14 protein-coding genes and 1 pseudogene are annotated in these 18,024 nt (G+C 74.6%); 6 read left to right on the top strand and 9 right to left on the bottom strand.

The genetic code is table 11. From position 1 onward, the window contains the following. Positions 1 to 10 precede the first annotated feature (10 nt). Genes Q1V71_RS09075 through gcvT form a run of 8 tightly spaced genes read right to left on the bottom strand, consistent with a single transcriptional unit; the run spans position 11 to position 6,942 of the window. Positions 11 to 952 (bottom strand): LLM class F420-dependent oxidoreductase, encoded by a 942-nt coding sequence (locus Q1V71_RS09075; protein ID WP_300643062.1) that lies wholly within the window; start codon positions 950 to 952, stop codon positions 11 to 13. Between the two features lie 16 nt (positions 953 to 968). Next, positions 969 to 1,454 (bottom strand): dihydrofolate reductase, encoded by a 486-nt coding sequence (locus tag Q1V71_RS09070; protein WP_300643060.1) that lies wholly within the window; start codon positions 1,452 to 1,454, stop codon positions 969 to 971. A gap of 10 nt (positions 1,455 to 1,464) precedes the next feature. Then, on the bottom strand, positions 1,465 to 2,289 hold the full coding sequence (locus tag Q1V71_RS09065) for a thymidylate synthase (protein WP_300643058.1): 825 nt from the start codon (positions 2,287 to 2,289) through the stop codon (positions 1,465 to 1,467). 54 nt (positions 2,290 to 2,343) lie between these two features. Further along, on the bottom strand, positions 2,344 to 3,159 hold the full coding sequence (locus Q1V71_RS09060; RefSeq protein ID WP_300643056.1) for a trypsin-like serine protease: 816 nt from the start codon (positions 3,157 to 3,159) through the stop codon (positions 2,344 to 2,346). A gap of 30 nt (positions 3,160 to 3,189) precedes the next feature. Continuing rightward, on the bottom strand, positions 3,190 to 4,026 hold the full coding sequence (locus Q1V71_RS09055) for a PhzF family phenazine biosynthesis protein (RefSeq protein ID WP_300643054.1): 837 nt from the start codon (positions 4,024 to 4,026) through the stop codon (positions 3,190 to 3,192). Between the two features lie 48 nt (positions 4,027 to 4,074). Next, the gene (locus Q1V71_RS09050; RefSeq protein ID WP_300643052.1) at positions 4,075 to 5,544 is read right to left on the bottom strand and encodes a hypothetical protein; all 1,470 of its coding nucleotides are present in this window, start codon (positions 5,542 to 5,544) and stop codon (positions 4,075 to 4,077) included. Between the two features lie 17 nt (positions 5,545 to 5,561). Further along, positions 5,562 to 5,831 carry a hypothetical protein gene (locus Q1V71_RS09045; RefSeq protein WP_300643050.1) on the bottom strand — a complete coding sequence of 90 codons (270 nt, stop codon included), beginning with the start codon at positions 5,829 to 5,831 and terminating at the stop codon, positions 5,562 to 5,564. A 1-nt stretch (position 5,832) separates the two neighbouring features. Continuing rightward, positions 5,833 to 6,942, bottom strand: coding sequence for a glycine cleavage system aminomethyltransferase GcvT (gcvT, locus tag Q1V71_RS09040; RefSeq protein ID WP_300643049.1), 1,110 nt, complete (start codon positions 6,940 to 6,942; stop codon positions 5,833 to 5,835). Between the two features lie 69 nt (positions 6,943 to 7,011). Here gcvT and Q1V71_RS09035 point away from each other — a divergent pair, with 69 nt between their 5' ends. Next, a complete protein-coding gene (locus tag Q1V71_RS09035) occupies positions 7,012 to 8,523 on the top strand; it encodes a leucyl aminopeptidase (protein ID WP_300643047.1) in 1,512 nt (503 codons plus the stop codon). Positions 8,524 to 8,530: 7 nt separating this feature from the next. Here the strand turns inward: Q1V71_RS09035 and Q1V71_RS09030 are convergent, their stop codons facing one another. After that, positions 8,531 to 8,923 (bottom strand): hypothetical protein, encoded by a 393-nt coding sequence (locus tag Q1V71_RS09030; RefSeq protein ID WP_300643045.1) that lies wholly within the window; start codon positions 8,921 to 8,923, stop codon positions 8,531 to 8,533. 131 nt (positions 8,924 to 9,054) lie between these two features. Between Q1V71_RS09030 and lpdA the strand changes: the two genes are divergently transcribed. The 5 genes and pseudogenes from lpdA (at position 9,055) to lipB (ending at position 17,959) form a co-directional block, all read left to right on the top strand. Next, positions 9,055 to 10,470, top strand: a complete 1,416-nt coding sequence (lpdA, locus tag Q1V71_RS09025; protein ID WP_300643043.1) for a dihydrolipoyl dehydrogenase — start codon at positions 9,055 to 9,057, stop codon at positions 10,468 to 10,470. Between the two features lie 66 nt (positions 10,471 to 10,536). Next, positions 10,537 to 12,396: pseudogene (sucB, locus tag Q1V71_RS09020) on the top strand (2-oxoglutarate dehydrogenase, E2 component, dihydrolipoamide succinyltransferase). 279 nt (positions 12,397 to 12,675) lie between these two features. Next, positions 12,676 to 16,242, top strand: a complete 3,567-nt coding sequence (locus Q1V71_RS09015; RefSeq protein ID WP_300643042.1) for an ABC transporter ATP-binding protein — start codon at positions 12,676 to 12,678, stop codon at positions 16,240 to 16,242. 25 nt (positions 16,243 to 16,267) lie between these two features. Continuing rightward, a complete protein-coding gene (locus Q1V71_RS09010; protein ID WP_300643040.1) occupies positions 16,268 to 17,176 on the top strand; it encodes a TIGR01777 family oxidoreductase in 909 nt (302 codons plus the stop codon). Positions 17,177 to 17,206: 30 nt separating this feature from the next. Then, positions 17,207 to 17,959, top strand: coding sequence for a lipoyl(octanoyl) transferase LipB (gene lipB / locus Q1V71_RS09005; RefSeq protein WP_300643038.1), 753 nt, complete (start codon positions 17,207 to 17,209; stop codon positions 17,957 to 17,959). Positions 17,960 to 18,024: the final 65 nt, after the last annotated feature.

Below are 18,024 nucleotides of genomic sequence, written 5' to 3'. Positions count from 1 at the left end.
GCGGCCAAGGTTATGGGATCTGTGGGACGACCTGCTCGGCGACCAGCCGCAGGTGGTCCAGGTCGCCCAGGTCGAGGGTCTGGAGGTAGAGCCGCTCCTGCCCCGACTCGGCGTAGCGGCCGATCTTCTCCACGACCTCCGGCACCAGACCGGCCAGGCCGTTCTCGCGCAGCTCCTCGACCTCGCGGCCGATCGCGGCGGCCCGTCGGGCCAGCTCCTCCTCGGTCTCCCCGACGCACAGCACCAGCGCGGACGACATCCGGATCGAGCCGGGGTCGCGGTCGATCGCCTCGCAGGCGCGGCGCACCCGGTCCAGCTGCTCGAGCCCCTCCTCGAAGGGCGCGAAGGGGAGGTTGAACTCGTCGGCGTACGCCGCGGCGAGGGCGGGCGTGCGGCGCTTGCCCATGCCTCCGACGAGGATCGGCGGGCCGCCGCGGAGGCCGTCGCCCTGCACGGGCTTGGGCAGCCCGGGCGAGTCGGTGACCGAGTGGTGGGTGCCCTCGAACGTGAACCCCGCCTCGGGGTCGGCGGTCCAGAGCCCGGTGATGACCGCGAGCTGCTCCTCGAGCCGGTCGAAGCGCTCCTTGGTGTCGGGGAACGGGATGGCGTACTTCTGGTGCTCCTGGAGGAACCAACCCGCGCCGATGCCGAGCTCGACCCGGCCGCCGGACATGTCGTCGACGTTCGCCACCGAGATCGCCAGCGGGCCCGGGTGCCTGAAGGTCGCGCTGGTCATCATCGTGCCGAGGCGCACGGTGCTGGTCTCGCGCGCCAGCCCGGCCAGCGTGATCCAGGCGTCGCTCGGCCCGGGCAGGCCGGGAGTCCCCATGCCGAGGTAGTGGTCGGAGCGGAAGAACGCCCCGAACCCCAGCCGCTCGGTCTCCCGGGCGACCCGGAGGAGGTCGGCGTACCTCGCGCCCTGCTGGGGTTCGGTGAAGATGCGCAGCTCCATGCGCCGACCCTACGAACTACCTGCGCCGCAGCCACACCCGGTCGAAGCCGTCGAGCTCGTCGCGCCGGGTCTCGGTCCACTGGTGCCGGTCGAAGGCGGGGTAGTGCACGTCGCCCTCGGGCTCGAGCGGGATCTCGCTGATCACCTGCTCGGTGGCCAGCGGCAGGGCAGCGGCGTAGACGCTCGCCCCGCCCGCGACGACCACCTCACCAGGGAGCCGGGTCGCCTGGAGGAGGGCGTCGTCGAGGGAGTGCGCCACGTGCACGCCCCCCACGTCACCGGCGGACCAGTGGGGGTCCCGGGTCAGGACCACGGTCTCGCGGCCGGGCAGCGGGCGGCCGATGGACTCGTACGTCGTGCGACCCATGACCAGCGTGTGGCCCATCGTGAGGTGCTTGAACGCCGCCTGCTCCCCCGGCACCTTCCAGGGGATGTCGGGGCCGTTGCCGATGACGCCGTTGCGGGCGACCGCGGCGACCAGGACGATCCGCCGGCTGCTCACGCTGCCGTCCTCATACCGAGATCGGCGCCTTGATCGCGGGGTGCGGGTCGTAGCCGGCGACCTCGATGTGCTCGAGCTCGAAGGCGTCGACCTCGGTCACCGTCGGGTCCAGCACGAGCGTCGGCAGGGGACGTGGCTCGCGCGTCAGCTGCAGCCGCGCCTGCTCGAGGTGGTTGAGGTAGAGGTGGGCGTCGCCCAGGGTGTGCACGAAGTCGCCGACCCGCAGGCCGGTCACCTGGGCGACCATGTGGGTCAGCAGGGCGTAGGAGGCGATGTTGAACGGCACGCCCAGGAAGACGTCGGCCGAGCGCTGGTAGAGCTGGCAGGAGAGCCGGTCGGGACCGCCGTCGGTGTCGGGCGCGACGTAGAACTGGAAGAGCGCGTGGCACGGCGCGAGTGCCATGTCCGGGATGTCGGCGACGTTCCACGCCGAGACGACGTGGCGGCGCGAGGACGGGTCGCGGCGCAGGGCCTCGACGACCTGCGCCAGCTGGTCGACGTGCCGACCGTCCGGGGTCGGCCACGAGCGCCACTGGGCGCCGTAGACCGGTCCGAGCTCGCCGTCCTCGTCGGCCCACTCGTCCCAGATCGAGATGCCGCGCTCCTGGAGCCACCGCACGTTGGTGTCGCCCCGCAGGAACCACAGCAGCTCGCCGAAGACCGAGCGGGTGTGGACCTTCTTGGTCGTCACCAGCGGGAAGCCGCCGCCGAGCGCCGGGTCCAGGACGTAGCGGGTCTGGTGGCCGAAGACCGAGAGCGTGCCGGTGCCGGTGCGGTCGGTGCGCTCGACGCCCTCGTCGAGGATCCGGCGGAGGAGGTCGAGGTAGGCCTGCACGGGGCAGACGCTACCCCGCGGCGCGGGACGCCGGGCACAGTCCCGTCGGGCGGGTCAGGCGGCCTTCATCGTGGCGCGGATCCAGCTGAGGATCGTGGGGCTGTTGAGCTCGGCGTACACGCCCGGGAAGAGCGGGAGGGCGCAGCCCAGCCCGTAGGAGACGGCGCCGAGCTGGACCACCCGGCCGTCGGCGCGGGTGCCGAAGATCGGGCCGCCGGAGTCGCCCTGGCAGGAGTCTCCGCCCAGCTCCGCGGCGCAGAACTCCGTGGCCTCGGTGAAGCCGAGGACCAGGGTGTTGGTCACGCACTCCAGGTCGCTGGTGACCCGCACGTCGAGGGTCTTGAGCCGGTCCTGGACCGAGCCGGCCTGGTAGACCTCGTGGCCCCACCCGGCGACGGTCAGCGTGCTGCCCGGCGCCTCGAGCGTGTCGTCGGCGGCCGTCGGCAGGGCGATGCGGGGGGCCTTGATCTTCTTCGTGGTGCGCCACAGCGCGACGTCGCTGGAGCCGGTGTCGGCGTAGTCGGGGTGGACCTCCGTCCGAGCGATCCGCAGGACCTGCCCGCCGCCGGCGGTCAGGTCGGTGCGGCCCACGACAGCCTGGACGTCGCCGGGCTCGAAGATCGTGCAGTGGGCCGCGGTGAGGATCCACCGCTTGCCGACGACCGAGCCACCGCAGAAGTGGCCGTCGCTGCCCCGCGAGCCCGCGGTCTGCAGGGAGACCATGAAGGGGTGCTGGCCGTCACGGGCCTGGCTGCCGCCGACGATCGCGGTCGCGGGCGAGGTGGTGCCCACCAGGGCGAGCGGGAGAGCCAGGCCGAGTGCGGCCAGGGCGGCGAGGATCAGGCGTCGGGTCCGCTGACGGGTGTCCATGGTGTGTCCAACGGTCCCACCCCGTCCAAGTCACGGTCCCAGCCGCAGCGATCCCACGGTGGTCGTCACGGTGGCGCCACCGACGAGGAGGGCGCCGGCGCGCTCCTCGACGTGCACGCGGCCGCGGCGGCGCAGCGCGGCGCCCTGCGCGGCGACGTACGGCGTCGTCAACCGTCCCGTGGCGGTGAGCCACTGCGCGAGGCCGGCCTGGAGGCTCCCGGTGACCGGGTCCTCGGTGACACCGAGGCCGGGGCAGAACGCGCGCACCTCGAGCTGGACGTCGCTCCCGGTCGGGTGCAGACCGGCGACCCCGATGTCGAGGCCGTCGAAGGCGGCCCAGTCCGGGTGCAGCGCGGTCACCGCGGCGGCGTCGGGGAGCAGCACCCCGACCCACCCGGGTCCGTTGTCGACCCAGGCTGCGTCGACGATGTCGCCGACGTGCAGGCGCAGCGCCGTCGCGATCCGCACGAGGTCGTCAGGGTCGACGGGTCCCGAGCGGCGCAGCGGCGGCGCCTCGAAGGCGAGCCGCTCGCCGGTGTGCACGCGGACCAGGCCGGCCGCGCACTCCTGCACCACCACGCCGTCCTCCCGCGGCGTGCCGCCGGCCTCGAGCCAGGCGTGCGCCGAGCCGAGGGTGGGGTGCCCGGCGAAGGGCAGCTCCTCGCCGGGGGTGAAGATCCGCACCCGGTAGTCGGCGTCCGGGTCGGTCGCCGGGAGGAGGAAGGTGGTCTCCGAGAGGTTGGTCCACCGGGCGAAGGCGGCCATCTGCTCCTCGTCGAGCCCGTCGGCGTCGTGCACCACCGCGACCGGGTTGCCGCTCAGGGGGCCGGAGCCGAAGACGTCCACGCAGCGGTAGGGGTGCTCCACGGTCCCCACCTTGCCACCACGCCCCGGCCCCCGGCCTGCGGCGGCCGCTCAGCGGGCCAGCAGCGCGGCGGTCTCGCCGAACCCGGGCCCTGAGGCGTGCACGACGCAGAAGTCCAGGCGCACCTGGCAGGTCCGCACCTCCACCGGGCCGGTGCCCGATGCCCGACCGACCCCGGACCCGTCGGGCAGGGAGGCCCGGTCGCCGAGGAGGTAGGTGATCTCGTCGGCCCCGGTGAACCGGACGTCGAGGACGAGGTCCTCGCGCGTGGTGCCGGAGGCGCGCTCCTCGCCGGTGCCGGCCTCGAAGACCCGCACCCCGAGCCCGCCCTCGCCGGTGCGGGTGAGCACGAACTCCTCGCTCGGGGAGATCTCTCCCCCGTCGCCGGGCACCACGACCCGCCCACCGAAGGGCCCGTCGACGGCGACCCTGCCACCGTCGAGCTGGCGCAGCTCGGTGCTGCCGACGACGTCGACGAGCTCGCCCTGCCCCTGGCCGGACTCGACCTCGCCGATCATGTTCTCGTCGAGGTCCCACGCGGTCTCGCTGCCGCCCTCGGTGAGACGCAGCACCGGGCCGACCATCCGCAGCAGCCCCACCTGCTCGGCGTCCCCCACGTCCAGCCGGTCCACCACCCGCCCGGTCCCGACGTCGGCGACCTCGACCTCGTCGTCCTCGGTGACCCACGCGACCCGGCCGCGCACCGCGCTGCCCACCAGGCCCGGCCCGAGCACGGCCTGCCCCAGGAGCGTCCGCCCGCCGTCGCCGGAGAGCGCGACCACCCGCCCGTCGACGTCGAGGTACACCGCGCCGGCCCCCATCTCGACCAGGGCCACCACGTCCGGCACCGCGGCCGACCCCTCGTCGAGGTGGACCCGGCCGGCGGCGTACCACGCGACGGGGGCGGGGTTGGGGCGCCCACCGACGTCGACGGGGCCGAGCGGTGGGTCGGCGGCGGGGCGCTCGTCCGGCCGGAGCGCGGGCACGAGCAGCCCGACCGCGACCGCGGCGGCCGCGGCGCCGAGGACCAGCCGGCGCGAGGAGCGGGACCGCAGGGGGATCCGCACCACCTCCGGCGGCACGGGTACGCCGGCAGCGACCCGCGCCACCAGGCCCGGCAGCCCCGGGTCCACCGGGACGTGGTCGCCCACGCCGGCCGGGTCGCGGCCCAGCGCACCCCACACGACCGCGGCCCGGGTGCGCGGGTCCAGCCGGTCGAGGGGCGCCAGCTCGGGCGGCAGCACCTCGTCGGGGCGGACGCGGTCCCACCACGCGGTGCGGTCGAGCGCGCGCTGCTCGAGCAGCAGGTCGACCAGCTGGTCGTCGGGGTCGCCGGCGATCAGCTCGGACCACCCCGCCCGGACACCGGCGAGGGTGCGGTCGGCCAGCACGGCGGCGTGGTCCGGCGGGGAGCCGAGCAGCACGGCGAGCCGCACCAGGTCGGGGCGGCGGGCCGCGGCGTACTCCTCGGCCTCGGCGGCGGCCTGCGCCCGGGCGCGGCGCGCAGGCCCCTGGACCACTGCCTGGACCGGCCGGCTCAGGCGTGGAGCGACATCGGGCCGTAGACCCGTCGGTCGAGCTCGAAGAGGGTGACGGCGTCGACGCCCTCGCGGGCCAGGTCGGCCCAGGTCTCGCCCACCCACGACTCGGCGTCGCCCTGGCTGGGGAAGCGCTGCCCGTCGAGGTCGGCGGCGGCCTCCCCGGTCAGGCGCACCTCGGCGCCGGTCGCGTCCTCCAGGCGCCACCACCAGGGCAGCTCGGCAGGGGTGGGTGCGCGGAACGTGGCGGGCTGCTCGGGCAGCGACATCTCAGACCTCCCGGACCGAGGGCTCGACGAAGGGGGGCTTGGTGAGCTGGAAGACCTCGCGGCGCCCGCGCACGTCCACCGACACCTCGGCGTCCGCGGCGACGGTGGCAGCGACGAGCGCGAGCCCGACGCCCTTGCGCAGGGTCGGGGAGAAGGTGCCGGAGGTGACCTCGCCGACCGGCACGTCGGCGCTGAGCAGCACCCGCATGTGCGGGCGCGGGATGCCGCGGCCGGTCGCGACGATGCCGCGCAGCACCCGCTGCGGGCCCTCCTCGCGCTGGCGCAGCAGCGGCTCGCGGCCCCAGAACTCCGGCTTCGACCACCCGACGGCCCAGCCGAGGCGGGCCTCGACGGGCGTCACGTCGAGGGAGATGTCCTGGCCGTGGAGCGGGTAGCCCATCTCGGTGCGCAGGGTGTCGCGCGCGCCCAGGCCGCACGGCAGGATGCCGTGCTCGGCACCGGCCTCGAGCAGGGCGTCCCACAGCGACTCGGCGGCGGCGTTGGGGGCGAGCAGCTCGTAGCCGCGCTCGCCGGTGTAGCCCGTGCGGCACACGACGACCTCGTGGCCGGCGTGCTCCCCGAGCCCGAAGGCCATGTAGTCCTGGTCGACCGGCAGCCCCAGCGCAGTGAGCACCTCGTCGGACCGCGGGCCCTGGACGGCCAGGACGACCAGCTCGCGGTGGCGGTCGGTGACGGTGACGCCCGCGGGGGCCGCGGCGGCCAGTCGCCGCACGACCTCGGCCGTGTTGGCGGCGTTGGGCACGAGCAGCACGTCGTCGTCGGCGTGGTGGTAGGCGATCAGGTCGTCGACCACGCCACCGGTCCGCTCGTCGCAGCACAGGGTGTACTGCGCGCGGCCGGGGCCGATCCGGCCCAGGTCGTTGGTGAGGCAGGCGTTGACGAAGTCGGCCGCGCCCGGCCCGGAGACCGTCGCCTTGCCGAGGTGGCTGACGTCGAAGAGGCCCACGGCCTCGCGCACGGCGGTGTGCTCCTTGACGACCCCGGACCCGGCGTACTCCAGCGGCATCGACCAGCCGCCGAACTCCGCCATCTTGGCCCCGAGCGCCTCGTGCCGGGCGTGGAGCGGCGAGGTCAGCAACGGCGTCGACATGGCGTGGAACCTACCCCAGCGGGCACCGTGGGCCCCCTCTCGTCGTGCCCCGTCTCCTAGGCTGCCCGGGTGACCTCCTTCATCGTGCGCAGCGCCAGCCCCGCCAAGACCAAGGTCGACGCCGTGGTGGTGGGCGTCCTCGCCGGGGAGGACGGCGTCTCCCTGGCCGACGGCGCCCAGGACGTCGCCTCGGCGTACGGCCGCAAGCTGCGCCCGCTGCTGGCCTCGCTCTCGATCAAGGGCAGCCTCGGCGAGACCACCCGCATCCCCACCGCCGGCGCGATCAACGCGTCCGTGCTCGTGCTGGTCGGGCTGGGCCGCACGCCGTCGACCGCCGACCTGCGCCGGGCCGCCGGCGCTGCGGCCCGCGCGGTGCCGAACGCGGCGACGGTGGCCCTGGCGCTGCCGACCCCCGGCGCCGCCGAGGTCCGGGCCGTCACCGAGGGGTGGCTGCTCGGCGGCTACCGCTTCACCGCGTACCAGCGCGACACCGCGACGCCGACCGACGGCCCCGGCGAGGTCGTCGTGCTCACCCCGGCCGCCCGCAAGCAGGAGGTCGTCGACGCGCTGGCCCGCGCCCAGGTGGTCGCGCGGTCCGTCGCCGACTGCCGCACCTGGGTCAACACTCCTCCGGGCGACCTCACCCCGCCGCTCTTCGCCGAGGCCGTCCAGGCCGCGACCGCCCCGCTGACCAAGGGGCGCGGCAAGGTGCTGACGGTGACCGTCCACGACGAGGTCGCCCTGGCCGAGATGGGCTGCGGCGGCATCCTCGGCGTCGGCCAGGGCTCCGACGCCCCGCCGCGCCTGGTCGAGATCACCTACTCCCCCAAGGGCCTGGCCAAGGACGCCCCCCACCTCGCACTGGTCGGCAAGGGCATCACCTTCGACTCCGGCGGGCTGACCATCAAGCCCGCCACCTCCATGCACGAGATGAAGAGCGACATGGCCGGGGCCGCCGCGGTCGTGCAGGCCACCCTCGCGATCGCCCGTCTCGGCCTGCCGCTGAAGGTCTCCACGTTCGTGCCGATGGCCGAGAACATGGTCTCCGGCAACGCCACCCGCCCCGGCGACGTCCTGCGCCTGTACGGCGGCACGACCGTCGAGGTCCTCAACACCGACGCCGAGGGGCGGCTCGTGCTCGGTGACGCGCTCGGCCGCGCGGTCGAGGTCTCCCCCGACCTCGTCGTCGACGTCGCCACGCTGACCGGCCACATGGTGCTGGCGCTCGGCACCCAGGTGGCCGGCGTCCTCGGCACCGAGGAGACCGTCGGCCAGGTGCTGGCCGCCGCCGAGACCGCCGGCGAGGCGATGTGGCCGATGCCGATCCCCGAGGAGATGAAGCAGCGCATCACCTCCTCCAAGGTCGCCGACCTCGCCCAGCACGACTGGGTGCGATGGGGCGGCGGGCTCTTCGCGGCCGCCTTCCTGCGCGAGTTCACCGGCGGCCTGCCGTGGGCGCACCTCGACATCGCCGGACCGGCGTTCGCCAGCGGCGGCCCCTCGGGCCACGTCACCAGCGGCGGCACCGGCTTCGCGGTCGCGACGCTGGTCGACCTCGCCGACGCGCTGGTCGCCTCCTAGTCGCTTCCTAGGAGTCCAGCTCGTCGCGCAGCGCCTGCTTCTGCGCCTGGCGCTGCCGGGAGTTGTACTCCCGCATCCGCTGCGGCACCCCGACCACGGCGGCGTCGTAGGACGGCACCTGGTGACGGTTGCAGAAGTCGTGGGCCCACTTCACCGAGGGCACCCGGCGTCGGGTCCACTCCCCGTCGTGGGCGACCAGCAGCAGCGTCACGTCGCTCACCGCGGTGCGCGGCTCGACGAAGCCCTCGACCCCGCGACGCTCACCCACCCAGGAGTTGAGGTGGTCGACGTCGGCGCCGTCGGCGGCGCGCACGCGCGTCGAGCCGGTGCGGTAGGCGTCCCGGGCGGGCTTGCGCATCCTCGCCCCGGAGCCGCGGCGGAAGCGGTCCAGCAGTCCCATGGCACCAGTCTGCCCGACCCACCCTCGGGTCGGTGTCGGGAGCGGTCGCAGTAGTGCAAGGATGGGCGGCGCTCGCGCCGGACCCGTCGCCGCGAGCAGCAGCCCAGCCCGACACGAGCCGAAGGACCACGGTGGCCGACCCCGGACACGCACCCGCACACGGCACGGAGTTCGACGTGCTCATCCTCGGGGCGGGGTCGGGCGGCTACGCCTGTGCCCTGCGCGCCGCGCAGCTCGGTCTCTCGGTCGGGCTGGTCGAGGCGGACAAGGTCGGCGGCACCTGCCTGCACGTCGGCTGCATCCCCACCAAGGCGCTGCTCCACGCCGCGGAGGTCGCCGACTCCGCGCGCGACTCCGAGCGCTTCGGCGTCCGGGCCACGCTCGAGGGCATCGACATGGCGGGGGTCAACTCCTACAAGGACGGCGTCGTCGCCCGGCTGCACAAGGGCCTCACCGGCCTCGTGAAGGGCCGGGGCATCACCGTCATCGAGGGCCGCGGCACCATGACCGGCCCACGCGAGGTCACCGTCGGCGGCACGGCCTACTCCGGGCGCCACCTCGTCCTCGCCTCCGGCTCCTACGCCCGCACCCTGCCCGGCCTCGAGGTCGACGGCGAGCGGGTCCTGACCTCCGAGCACGCCCTGCGCCTGGAGCACGTCCCGGCCTCGGTCGTGGTGCTCGGCGGCGGCGTCATCGGCTGCGAGTTCGCCAGCGTGTGGCGCTCCTTCGGCGCCGAGGTCACCATCGTGGAGGCCCTGCCGCGCCTGGTCGCGGCCGAGGACCCTGCCTCGTCCAAGGCCCTGGAGCGCGCTTTCCGCAAGCGCGGCATCGCCTTCCGCACCGCCACCCGCTCCACCGGCGTCGAGCGCACCGAGACCGGTGTCCGGGTCGACGTCGAGGACGACAAGGGTGGCACCGGCTCGATCGAGGCCGAGCTGCTGCTCGTCGCGGTCGGTCGCGGCCCGGCCACCGACGGCCTCGGGTACGCCGAGCAGGGCGTGTCCATGGAGCGCGGCTTCGTCCTCGCCGACGAGCACGGCCGCACCAACCTCGAGGGCGTGTACGCCGTCGGCGACATCGTCCCGGGCCTCCAGCTGGCCCACCGCGGGTTCCAGCAGGGCGTGCACGTCGCCGAGTACATCGCCGGGCTCGACCCCGTCCCGGTGCCGGAGTCGAGCATCCCGCGCGTCACCTACTCCCACCCCGAGATCGCCTCGGTCGGGCTGGACGAGCAGACCGCCCGTGCGACGTACGGCGACGACGCCGTCGAGACCCTCACCTACGACCTGGGCGGCAACGGCAAGAGCCAGATCCTGCAGACCCAGGGCTTCGTGAAGCTGGTGCGCCAGGTCGACGGCCCGGTCCTGGGCGTCCACATGGTCGGTGACCGCGTGGGCGAGCTGATCGGTGAGGCCCAGCTCATCTGCGCCTGGGAGGCCCACCCCGAGGACGTCACCCCGCTCCTGCACGCCCACCCCACCCAGAACGAAGCGCTCGGCGAGGCCCACCTGGCCCTCGCGGGCAAGGCCCTCCACGCGCACGGCTGACCGCCGACCGCACGCAGGACCCGCAGCAGACCGCAGACCCACGCAACCCGCTACCGAAGGAATCGCATGGCCACCGAAGTCACCCTCCCGGCGCTCGGGGAGTCCGTCACCGAGGGCACCGTCACCCGCTGGCTCAAGCAGGTCGGCGACACCGTCGCGGTCGACGAGCCGCTGCTGGAGGTCTCCACCGACAAGGTCGACACCGAGATCCCCTCCCCCGTGGCCGGCACCCTGCTGGAGATCAAGGCCGCCGAGGACGACACGGTCGAGGTCGGCGCGGTCCTGGCGATGATCGGCGAGGAGGGCGAGTCGACCGATGGGTCCACCGACACCGCCACCCCCGAGGCCGAGCCCGCCGACGAGCAGGAGGCGGAGAAGAAGGCCGAGCAGGAGGAGCAGGTCGAGGCCGAGACCGGCGACCTGCCCCCCGGCGACGAGACCCCCGAGCGCGAGAAGCAGGACGAGGCGCCCGCGGCGTCCGGTTCCGGTTCCTCCGGAGGTTCCGGCGGCGGTGGCGGCACCTCGGTGACGCTCCCGGCGCTGGGCGAGTCGGTCACCGAGGGCACCGTGACCCGGTGGCTGAAGCAGGTCGGCGACGACGTCGCCGTCGACGAGCCGCTGCTGGAGGTCTCCACCGACAAGGTCGACACCGAGATCCCCTCCCCCGTGGCCGGCACCCTGCTGGAGATCAAGGTCGAGGAGGACGAGACCGTCGAGGTCGGCGCCGAGCTCGCCGTGATCGGCGACGGCTCCGCGTCGCCCGCCGAGGCCCCCCAGGAGGAGGCCCCGCAGGAGGAGAAGCAGCCGGAGCCGGAGCCTGCGAAGGCCGAGGAGCCCGCGAAGGCCGAGGAGCCCGCCCCCGCGGTCCAGGAGACCCCCTCCGAGCCGGCCGCGCGTGCCTCGGAGCCCCCGAAGGAGGAGGCCCCGAAGCAGGAGGCCCCGGAGCAGGAGGCACCCCAGCAGTCCGCGCCCGGAGGCGACGGTCCGGGCTACGTCACGCCGCTCGTGCGCAAGCTCGCCGGGCAGCACGGTGTGGACCTGTCCACCGTCGAGGGCACCGGTGTGGGTGGCCGCATCCGCAAGCAGGACGTGCTCGCCGCGGCCGAGGCCGCCAAGAAGCCGGCCGCTGCGCCTGCCGCACCGGCCCCGGCCGCCTCCGGCGGGTCCGCGCAGCGCGGCTCCTCGGGCACGCCGGTCCCGGTGAACCCCTCGCCGCTGCGCGGCACCACTGAGCCGCTGTCGCGGCTGCGCAAGATCATCGCGGCGCGGATGAACGAGTCGCTCGCGACCTCCGCGCAGCTGACCCAGGTCGTCGAGGTCGACGTCACCAACATCGCGCGGCTGCGCGAGGCGACCAAGGCCGAGTTCGCGGCCCGCGAGGGCGTGAAGCTGTCGTACCTGCCGTTCTTCGCCAAGGCGGCCGTCGACGCGCTCAAGCAGCACCCCAAGCTCAACGCCACGATCGACGACTAGGCCGGCGAGGTCACCTTCCACGACCACGAGCACGTGGCGTTCGCCGTCGACACCGACAAGGGCCTGCTGACCCCGGTGGTCAAGGACGCCGGTGACCTGTCGATCTCGGGCCTGGCCAAGAAGATCGCGGACGTCGCCGAGCGCACCCGCACCAACAAGATCGGTCCCGACGACCTGTCGGGCGGCACCTTCACCATCACCAACCTGGGCAGCGTCGGGGCCCTCTTCGACACCCCGATCATCAACCAGCCCCAGGTCGCCATCCTCGGTCCCGGTGCCGTGGTGAAGCGTCCGGTGGTGATCGACGACCCGAACCTCGGCGAGACGATCGCGGTGCGCCACATGGTCTACCTCGCGCTGACCTACGACCACCGCCTGGTCGACGGCGCCGACGCCGGTCGGTTCCTCCAGGAGGTCAAGCAGCGCCTCGAGTCCGGTTCGTTCGAGGTCTGAGCCTGTCCCGAGCTCGCTCGGGACAACGCGAAGAGGTCGAGCAAGCGCCACGACCGAGTCCGAGCCTGGCCCGAGCTTGCTCGGGCCAACGCGAGGAGGTCGAGCAAGCGCCACGCCTGAGCCTGCGAAGGCGTGACGCGCGTGTCGAGACACCAGTCGGGTGCAGACACAGCACCACGCACGGCCCGCCCGGGACCCCCCGGGCGGGCCGTCGTGCGCCGTGACCCCAGCGTTATTGACGAGCGCGACGTCGGTGCCCGGACGTACGGTGCAGGCACCGTGACCAGCACCGTCTCGCCGCCCACGAAGCGGCCACCCCAGCCCCGTCCGCCCGCCACCGCCCACCGCCAGCCCGTCGACTGGCGCCGGCTCCGCGGGCCGGTCGCCCTCGCCTGCATCCTCGGCGCGTTCGTGGCTGCGGTCGGCACCAGCCTCGGCACCGTCGTCGCCGGCCGCCTGGCCGAGGACCCCACCACGGGCCTGGTCGGCCTGCTTGCGCTCTGCGTCGTCGGCGGAGCCCTGGTCGACACCGTCGCTCGCACCGTCTGGGCCGGGGTCGTGGACCGGGCCGCCGGCCGGCTGCGGGGCGACCTGCTCGACGCCGCCATGGCCCAGCCGCTGGCCGAGCTATCCGAGCAGGCCGTCGGCGAGGTCCTCGACCGGGTCGACGACGACACCCACGAGGTCGGCACCCTGCTGCGCCAGAGCGTGTGGATGGCGATGCGCACGCTGCTGGCGTCGGGGCCGCTGTGGATCGTGGCCGGCCTGACCTGGTGGCCGGCGTTCATCCTCTTCCCGGTCTCGGCGGTGGCGACGTTCTGGTTCGTGAAGTCCCGGCTGCCCGAGATCTCGCGCCGCAAGGTCATCGAGGAGATGGCCTGGACCGACCACGCGGCCGCCATGGAGGAGGGCATCGCCGCCCGCGACGACCTGCGCACCAGCCTGGGCCAGGCCTACGTCGTACGCCGGTGCACCGAGCTGGCCGCGACCCTGCACCGCCGCTTCGACGAGGTCCTGGCGATGGAGGCCAGCGTGGGTCGCCGCACCGGCACCCTGCTGCACGCCATGCTCGCCGCCACCGGTGTCGCGGGCGTCGCGCTGGTGGTGGACGGTCGGCTCTCGACCGGGGCGCTGGTGACGCTCTTCCTGGTGACGACGCAGTTCGTCGGCCAGGTCGACCAGCTGGCCCGGCACCTGCCCGACCTCCAGGCCGGCTTCGGTGCCGTGCTCCGGCTGCGCCAGCTGCTCGCGGCCGCGCCCGAGCCGACCGGTGGCCTGCCGATGGCCGACCGCGTGCCCGAGGTGCGCTTCCGCGACCTGCACTTCAGCTACGGCAACGGCACCTTCGCCCTCGAGGGCGTCGACCTCACCGTGCGTGCCGGCACCACCTGTGCCCTCGTCGGCCGCACCGGGTCCGGCAAGTCCACGCTGGCCTCGCTGGTCTCGCGCGCGGTGGAGCCGCGCCCCGGCACCGTGCTGCTCGACGGCGTCGACGTGCTCGACGTCGACCTGCAGCAGCTCCGCGCGCGGGTCGGCGTGGTCACCCAGCGCACTGAGATCCTCGCCGGCACCCTCGCCGAGAACATCGCCCTCTTCGCCGACCTGCCGCGCGAGCGGATCGAGTCGGCCGTGGCCGAGCTCGCCCTCACCGACTGGGTGGCCGGCCTCCCCCAGGGCCTGGACACCGCCCTCGGTCCCGGCGGCCTGACCCTGTCGGCCGGCGAGGAGCAGCTGGTCGCCTTCGCCCGGCTGCTGGTCCGCGACGTGCACGTGGTGGTGCTCGACGAGGCCACCGCCCGGATGGACCCGGTCACCGAGGCCCGCGTGGTGCGCGCCGCCGACCGGCTGCTGACCGGCCGCACCGGCCTGCTCGTGGCCCACCGCCTCACCACCACCGCCCGCGCCGAGCAGGTCGTGGTCATGGACCACGGCCGCGTGGTGCAGGAGGGCTCCCGGGCCGAGCTGGTCAGCCGACCCGGCCCGTTCCGGACCCTGCTGGAGGCCTCGAGCACCGGGGCGGGACCCGACGTCCTCGACGAGCCCGACGGCCGCGGTGACCAGGCACCCGGGGCCGACGAGCCGGTCGAGCACTCCTCGCTCGACGTCGGCATCGGCACCGCGCGTCGCACCGGCACCCCGCCCGAGCCGCCTGCGCTGAAGCCCGTCCCGAGCCTGACCCGGGGCACGTGGAACGCGATGATGATCGAGCCCCGGTGGGGCTTCGTGGCGATCTGGCTCTTCCTGCTCTCCGCCCTCACCGGCGCCTTCGGCGCGGTCACGGGCTGGCTGTGGGGCCTCGTGGTCGCCGACCTGCAGGCCGGCGGCGCCCCGTGGGCACTGACGGGGGCGCTGGTCGTCTCGATCCTGGTGGCCCCGCAGCTGCTGGCCTCGGCGATCCGCCGCTACCCCCGCTGGTGGGTCGCGGTGATGCTGCGGGTGCGTGCGGCGGTCCTGCAGGGCCAGACCGACCAGCGACGCCTGCACCGGACCCCGCCCGGCGAGGCAGTGGCGCGTGCGATGGACGCCGACCGCTTCGCGCGGTACGCCGACCGCTGGGTCGACTTCAGCAACGGTCTGCTCATCGCCCTGGTGACCTCGCTCATCGCCCAGAGCCTGCTGGCCGGCGGCATCCTGCTGCTGGTCATGGTCGTCTCGGCCCTGGCCTCCTCGCTGGGGCGCCGGGTGGCCGGCCGCTCGGCCGCCGCGTCCTCCGCGGCGCGGGCCCGCTTCGGCCGGTCGCTGGTCTCGGCGCTGGAGTCGGTGCGCACGGTGAAGCTGGCCGCAGCGACGCCGGCGGTCCACCGGCACCTGCGCGAGGTCGACGACGGCCGCGTCGAGGCGCAGGTGCGGGAGCACCGCGTGCAGGCGATGCTCGACGGCGTACCCATCGTGATGGTGCAGTGCGGCGTCGTGGCGGCCTGGGCGGTCTTCGTGGGCGGCGGCTGGGGCCTGGCCCCCGCGCTGCTGGTGGCCAACGCGGTCAGCGGCTTCGACTGGTTCGGTCGGGTCGCCGGCGCCGTGGTCACCGAGGCCCCGGGCACGAAGGCCTGGATGCGCGCCACGAGTGAGCTGGCCGGGGGCGGCGACCTGATGGACCTGCCCGAGGGCCTGGACCTGGTCCACGGCACCTCCCCCGCTCCCGCCCCGGTCGAGCGCGAGCCGCTGCGCGCGCTGCGGCTGCGCGGCTTCACCGCGGTCCACGACGACGGCACCCTGGGCGTCGAGGACGTCGACCTCGACGTCGAGGCCGGCCAGCTGGTGCTCCTGCTCGGGCAGGTCGGGTCGGGGAAGTCCTCGCTGCTGGCCGCCATGGCGGGGCTGATCGGCAGCACCGGCGACCTGCACTGGAACGGCCGCGCGCTCGACGACCCACAGGTCCAGCTGCGCCCGGGCCGGGTCGCGCACGTGGCCCAGGTGCCGCGGGTGCTGTCGGGCACCTTCCGCGGCAACGTCGCCCTCGACCACCCTGACCGCTCGGTCGAGCCGGCCGTCGCGGCCGCGCGGCTGGGCTCGGACGTCGCCGAGGCCGGCGGGGTCGACGCGCTGGTCGGGCACCGTGGCGTGCGGCTGTCCGGCGGGCAGGTGCAGCGCCTGGCGCTGGCCCGGGCCCTGGCCTGCGACGCCGAGCTGCTGCTGGCCGACGACGTCTCCTCCGCCCTCGACGCCGCCACCGAGATCGAGCTGTGGGAGTCGCTGCGGGAGCGCGGCGCCACGGTGATCGGTGCGACCTCGAAGGCTGCGGCGCTCGCGCGGGCCGACCAGGTCGTCGTCCTGGCCGAGGGCCGGGCCGTCGACGCCGGCCCGTGGCGCGAGCTGTCGGCACGCTGGTCGCACCTGGCCGGGTGAGCCGGGCCCCTGGCACGCTGGCGGCATGGCTCTCCACGTCGTCGTCGCCGGTGCCTCCGGGTTCCTGGGCACCCACCTGACCGCAGCCCTGGACCGGGCCGGGCACCGCACCACCCGGCTCGTGCGGCGACCGGCGAGCGGTCCGGGCGAGTCGACCTGGGACCCGTACGCCGACGTCTACGACCGCGACGTGGTCGCCTCGGCCGACGTCGTCGTCAACCTGGCCGGTGCACCGCTGGTCGGCAACGTCCACTCCAAGAAGTGGGCGCGCGACGTCATGGAGAGCCGCGTCACCACGACCCGGCTGCTGGCCCGCGCGATCGCTGAGGTCGACAAGCCGCCGGTCTTCCTGGCCGGCAACGGCATCGCCTACTACGGCGACCGCGGCGAGGAGGTGCTCACCGAGACCTCCGACAGCCGCGGCGACGCCCTGCTGACCCGGGTGACCCGCGAGTGGCAGGACGCCACCACCGTCGCCCGCGACGCCGGCGCGCGGGTCGTCGTCCTGCGCACCTCCCCGGTCATGGACCGGCGCAGCGCCCCGCTCGGCCCGCTGTCGACGCTGTTCCGGACCGGGCTGGGCGGCAAGCTGGGCTCCGGCAAGCAGCGGATGCCGATGATCTCCCTGCGCGACTGGGTCTCCGCCGTCCTGCACCTCGCCGAGGACGACGACGCCCACGGCCCGGTCAACCTGTGCTGCGTGGAGACCCCCACCAACGCGGAGTTCACCAAGACCCTCGCCACAGCGCTGCGTCGACCCTCCTTCGCCACCGTGCCGAGCAAGGTGCTCGAGGTGGCCGCCGGCGAGATGGCACCCGAGCTCCTGGGCTCGGTCAACGCCCGTCCGGCCGCGTTGCTGGACCAGGGCTTCGTCTTTCGCGACCCCGACGTCGCGAGCGTGGTGCGCGCGGGGCTGGACCGCCTCGACCCGTGAGCGGACGGGGACGGGCGTAGGGTCGCCGGCATGACCGCCTTCGAGGTCGTCGGGCTCGGCGACTCCCCCGCTCGCGCCGTGGACTACCTCGAGGCCTGGGACCTCCAGCGTGCCGTGCACGCCGAGGTCGTCGAGGGCACGCGGTGCGACACGGTCCTGCTGCTGGAGCACCCCCCGACGTACACCGCCGGCAAGCGCACCGACCCGCACGAGCGGCCCGCCGACCCCGGCGGCGCCCCGGTGATCGACGTGGACCGCGGCGGCAAGATCACCTACCACGGTCCCGGCCAGCTCGTGGCCTACCCGATCGTCCGGCTGCCCGACCACGTCAAGGTCGTCGACTTCGTGCGCCGGATGGAGGAGGCGATGATCGCCACCTGCGCGGCCTTCGGGGTCGAGACCGCCCGGGTGCCGGGTCGCAGTGGGGTCTGGCTGCGGGCCGACGCCACGCGTCCCGAGCGCAAGATCGGCGCCATCGGCATCCGGGTCTCGCGCGGGGTGACGATGCACGGCATCTCGCTCAACTGCGACGTCGACATGTCGTGGTACGACCGGTTCGTCCCCTGCGGCATCAGCGACGCCGGCGTCACGTCGCTGAGCCTCGAGACCGGTCGCGAGGTGACCGTCACCGAGGTGCTGCCCGTCCTGCAGCGCGAGCTGGAGCGCCTCCTGCGCTGGGAGGAGTACGCCGCCACGCCCGACTACGAGCCGCGGCCCGAGCCCGGGCGCGCCGCCGTGGGTGGGCCGCGCATCGAGGTCCTCTCGCCCTCCACGGCCCTCTGACCTCGCTCCGACACGCAGGGAGCCCTGCTGGTCCCGCGCGCCGCCGCCCGCGTGGGAGGCTGCGA

Source organism: Nocardioides sp. (assembly GCF_030149505.1).
Classification (GTDB): Bacteria; Actinomycetota; Actinomycetes; order Propionibacteriales; family Nocardioidaceae; genus Nocardioides.
Note: the sequence above shows the minus strand (reverse complement) of the source record. Positions and strands in the feature narration are given on the sequence as shown.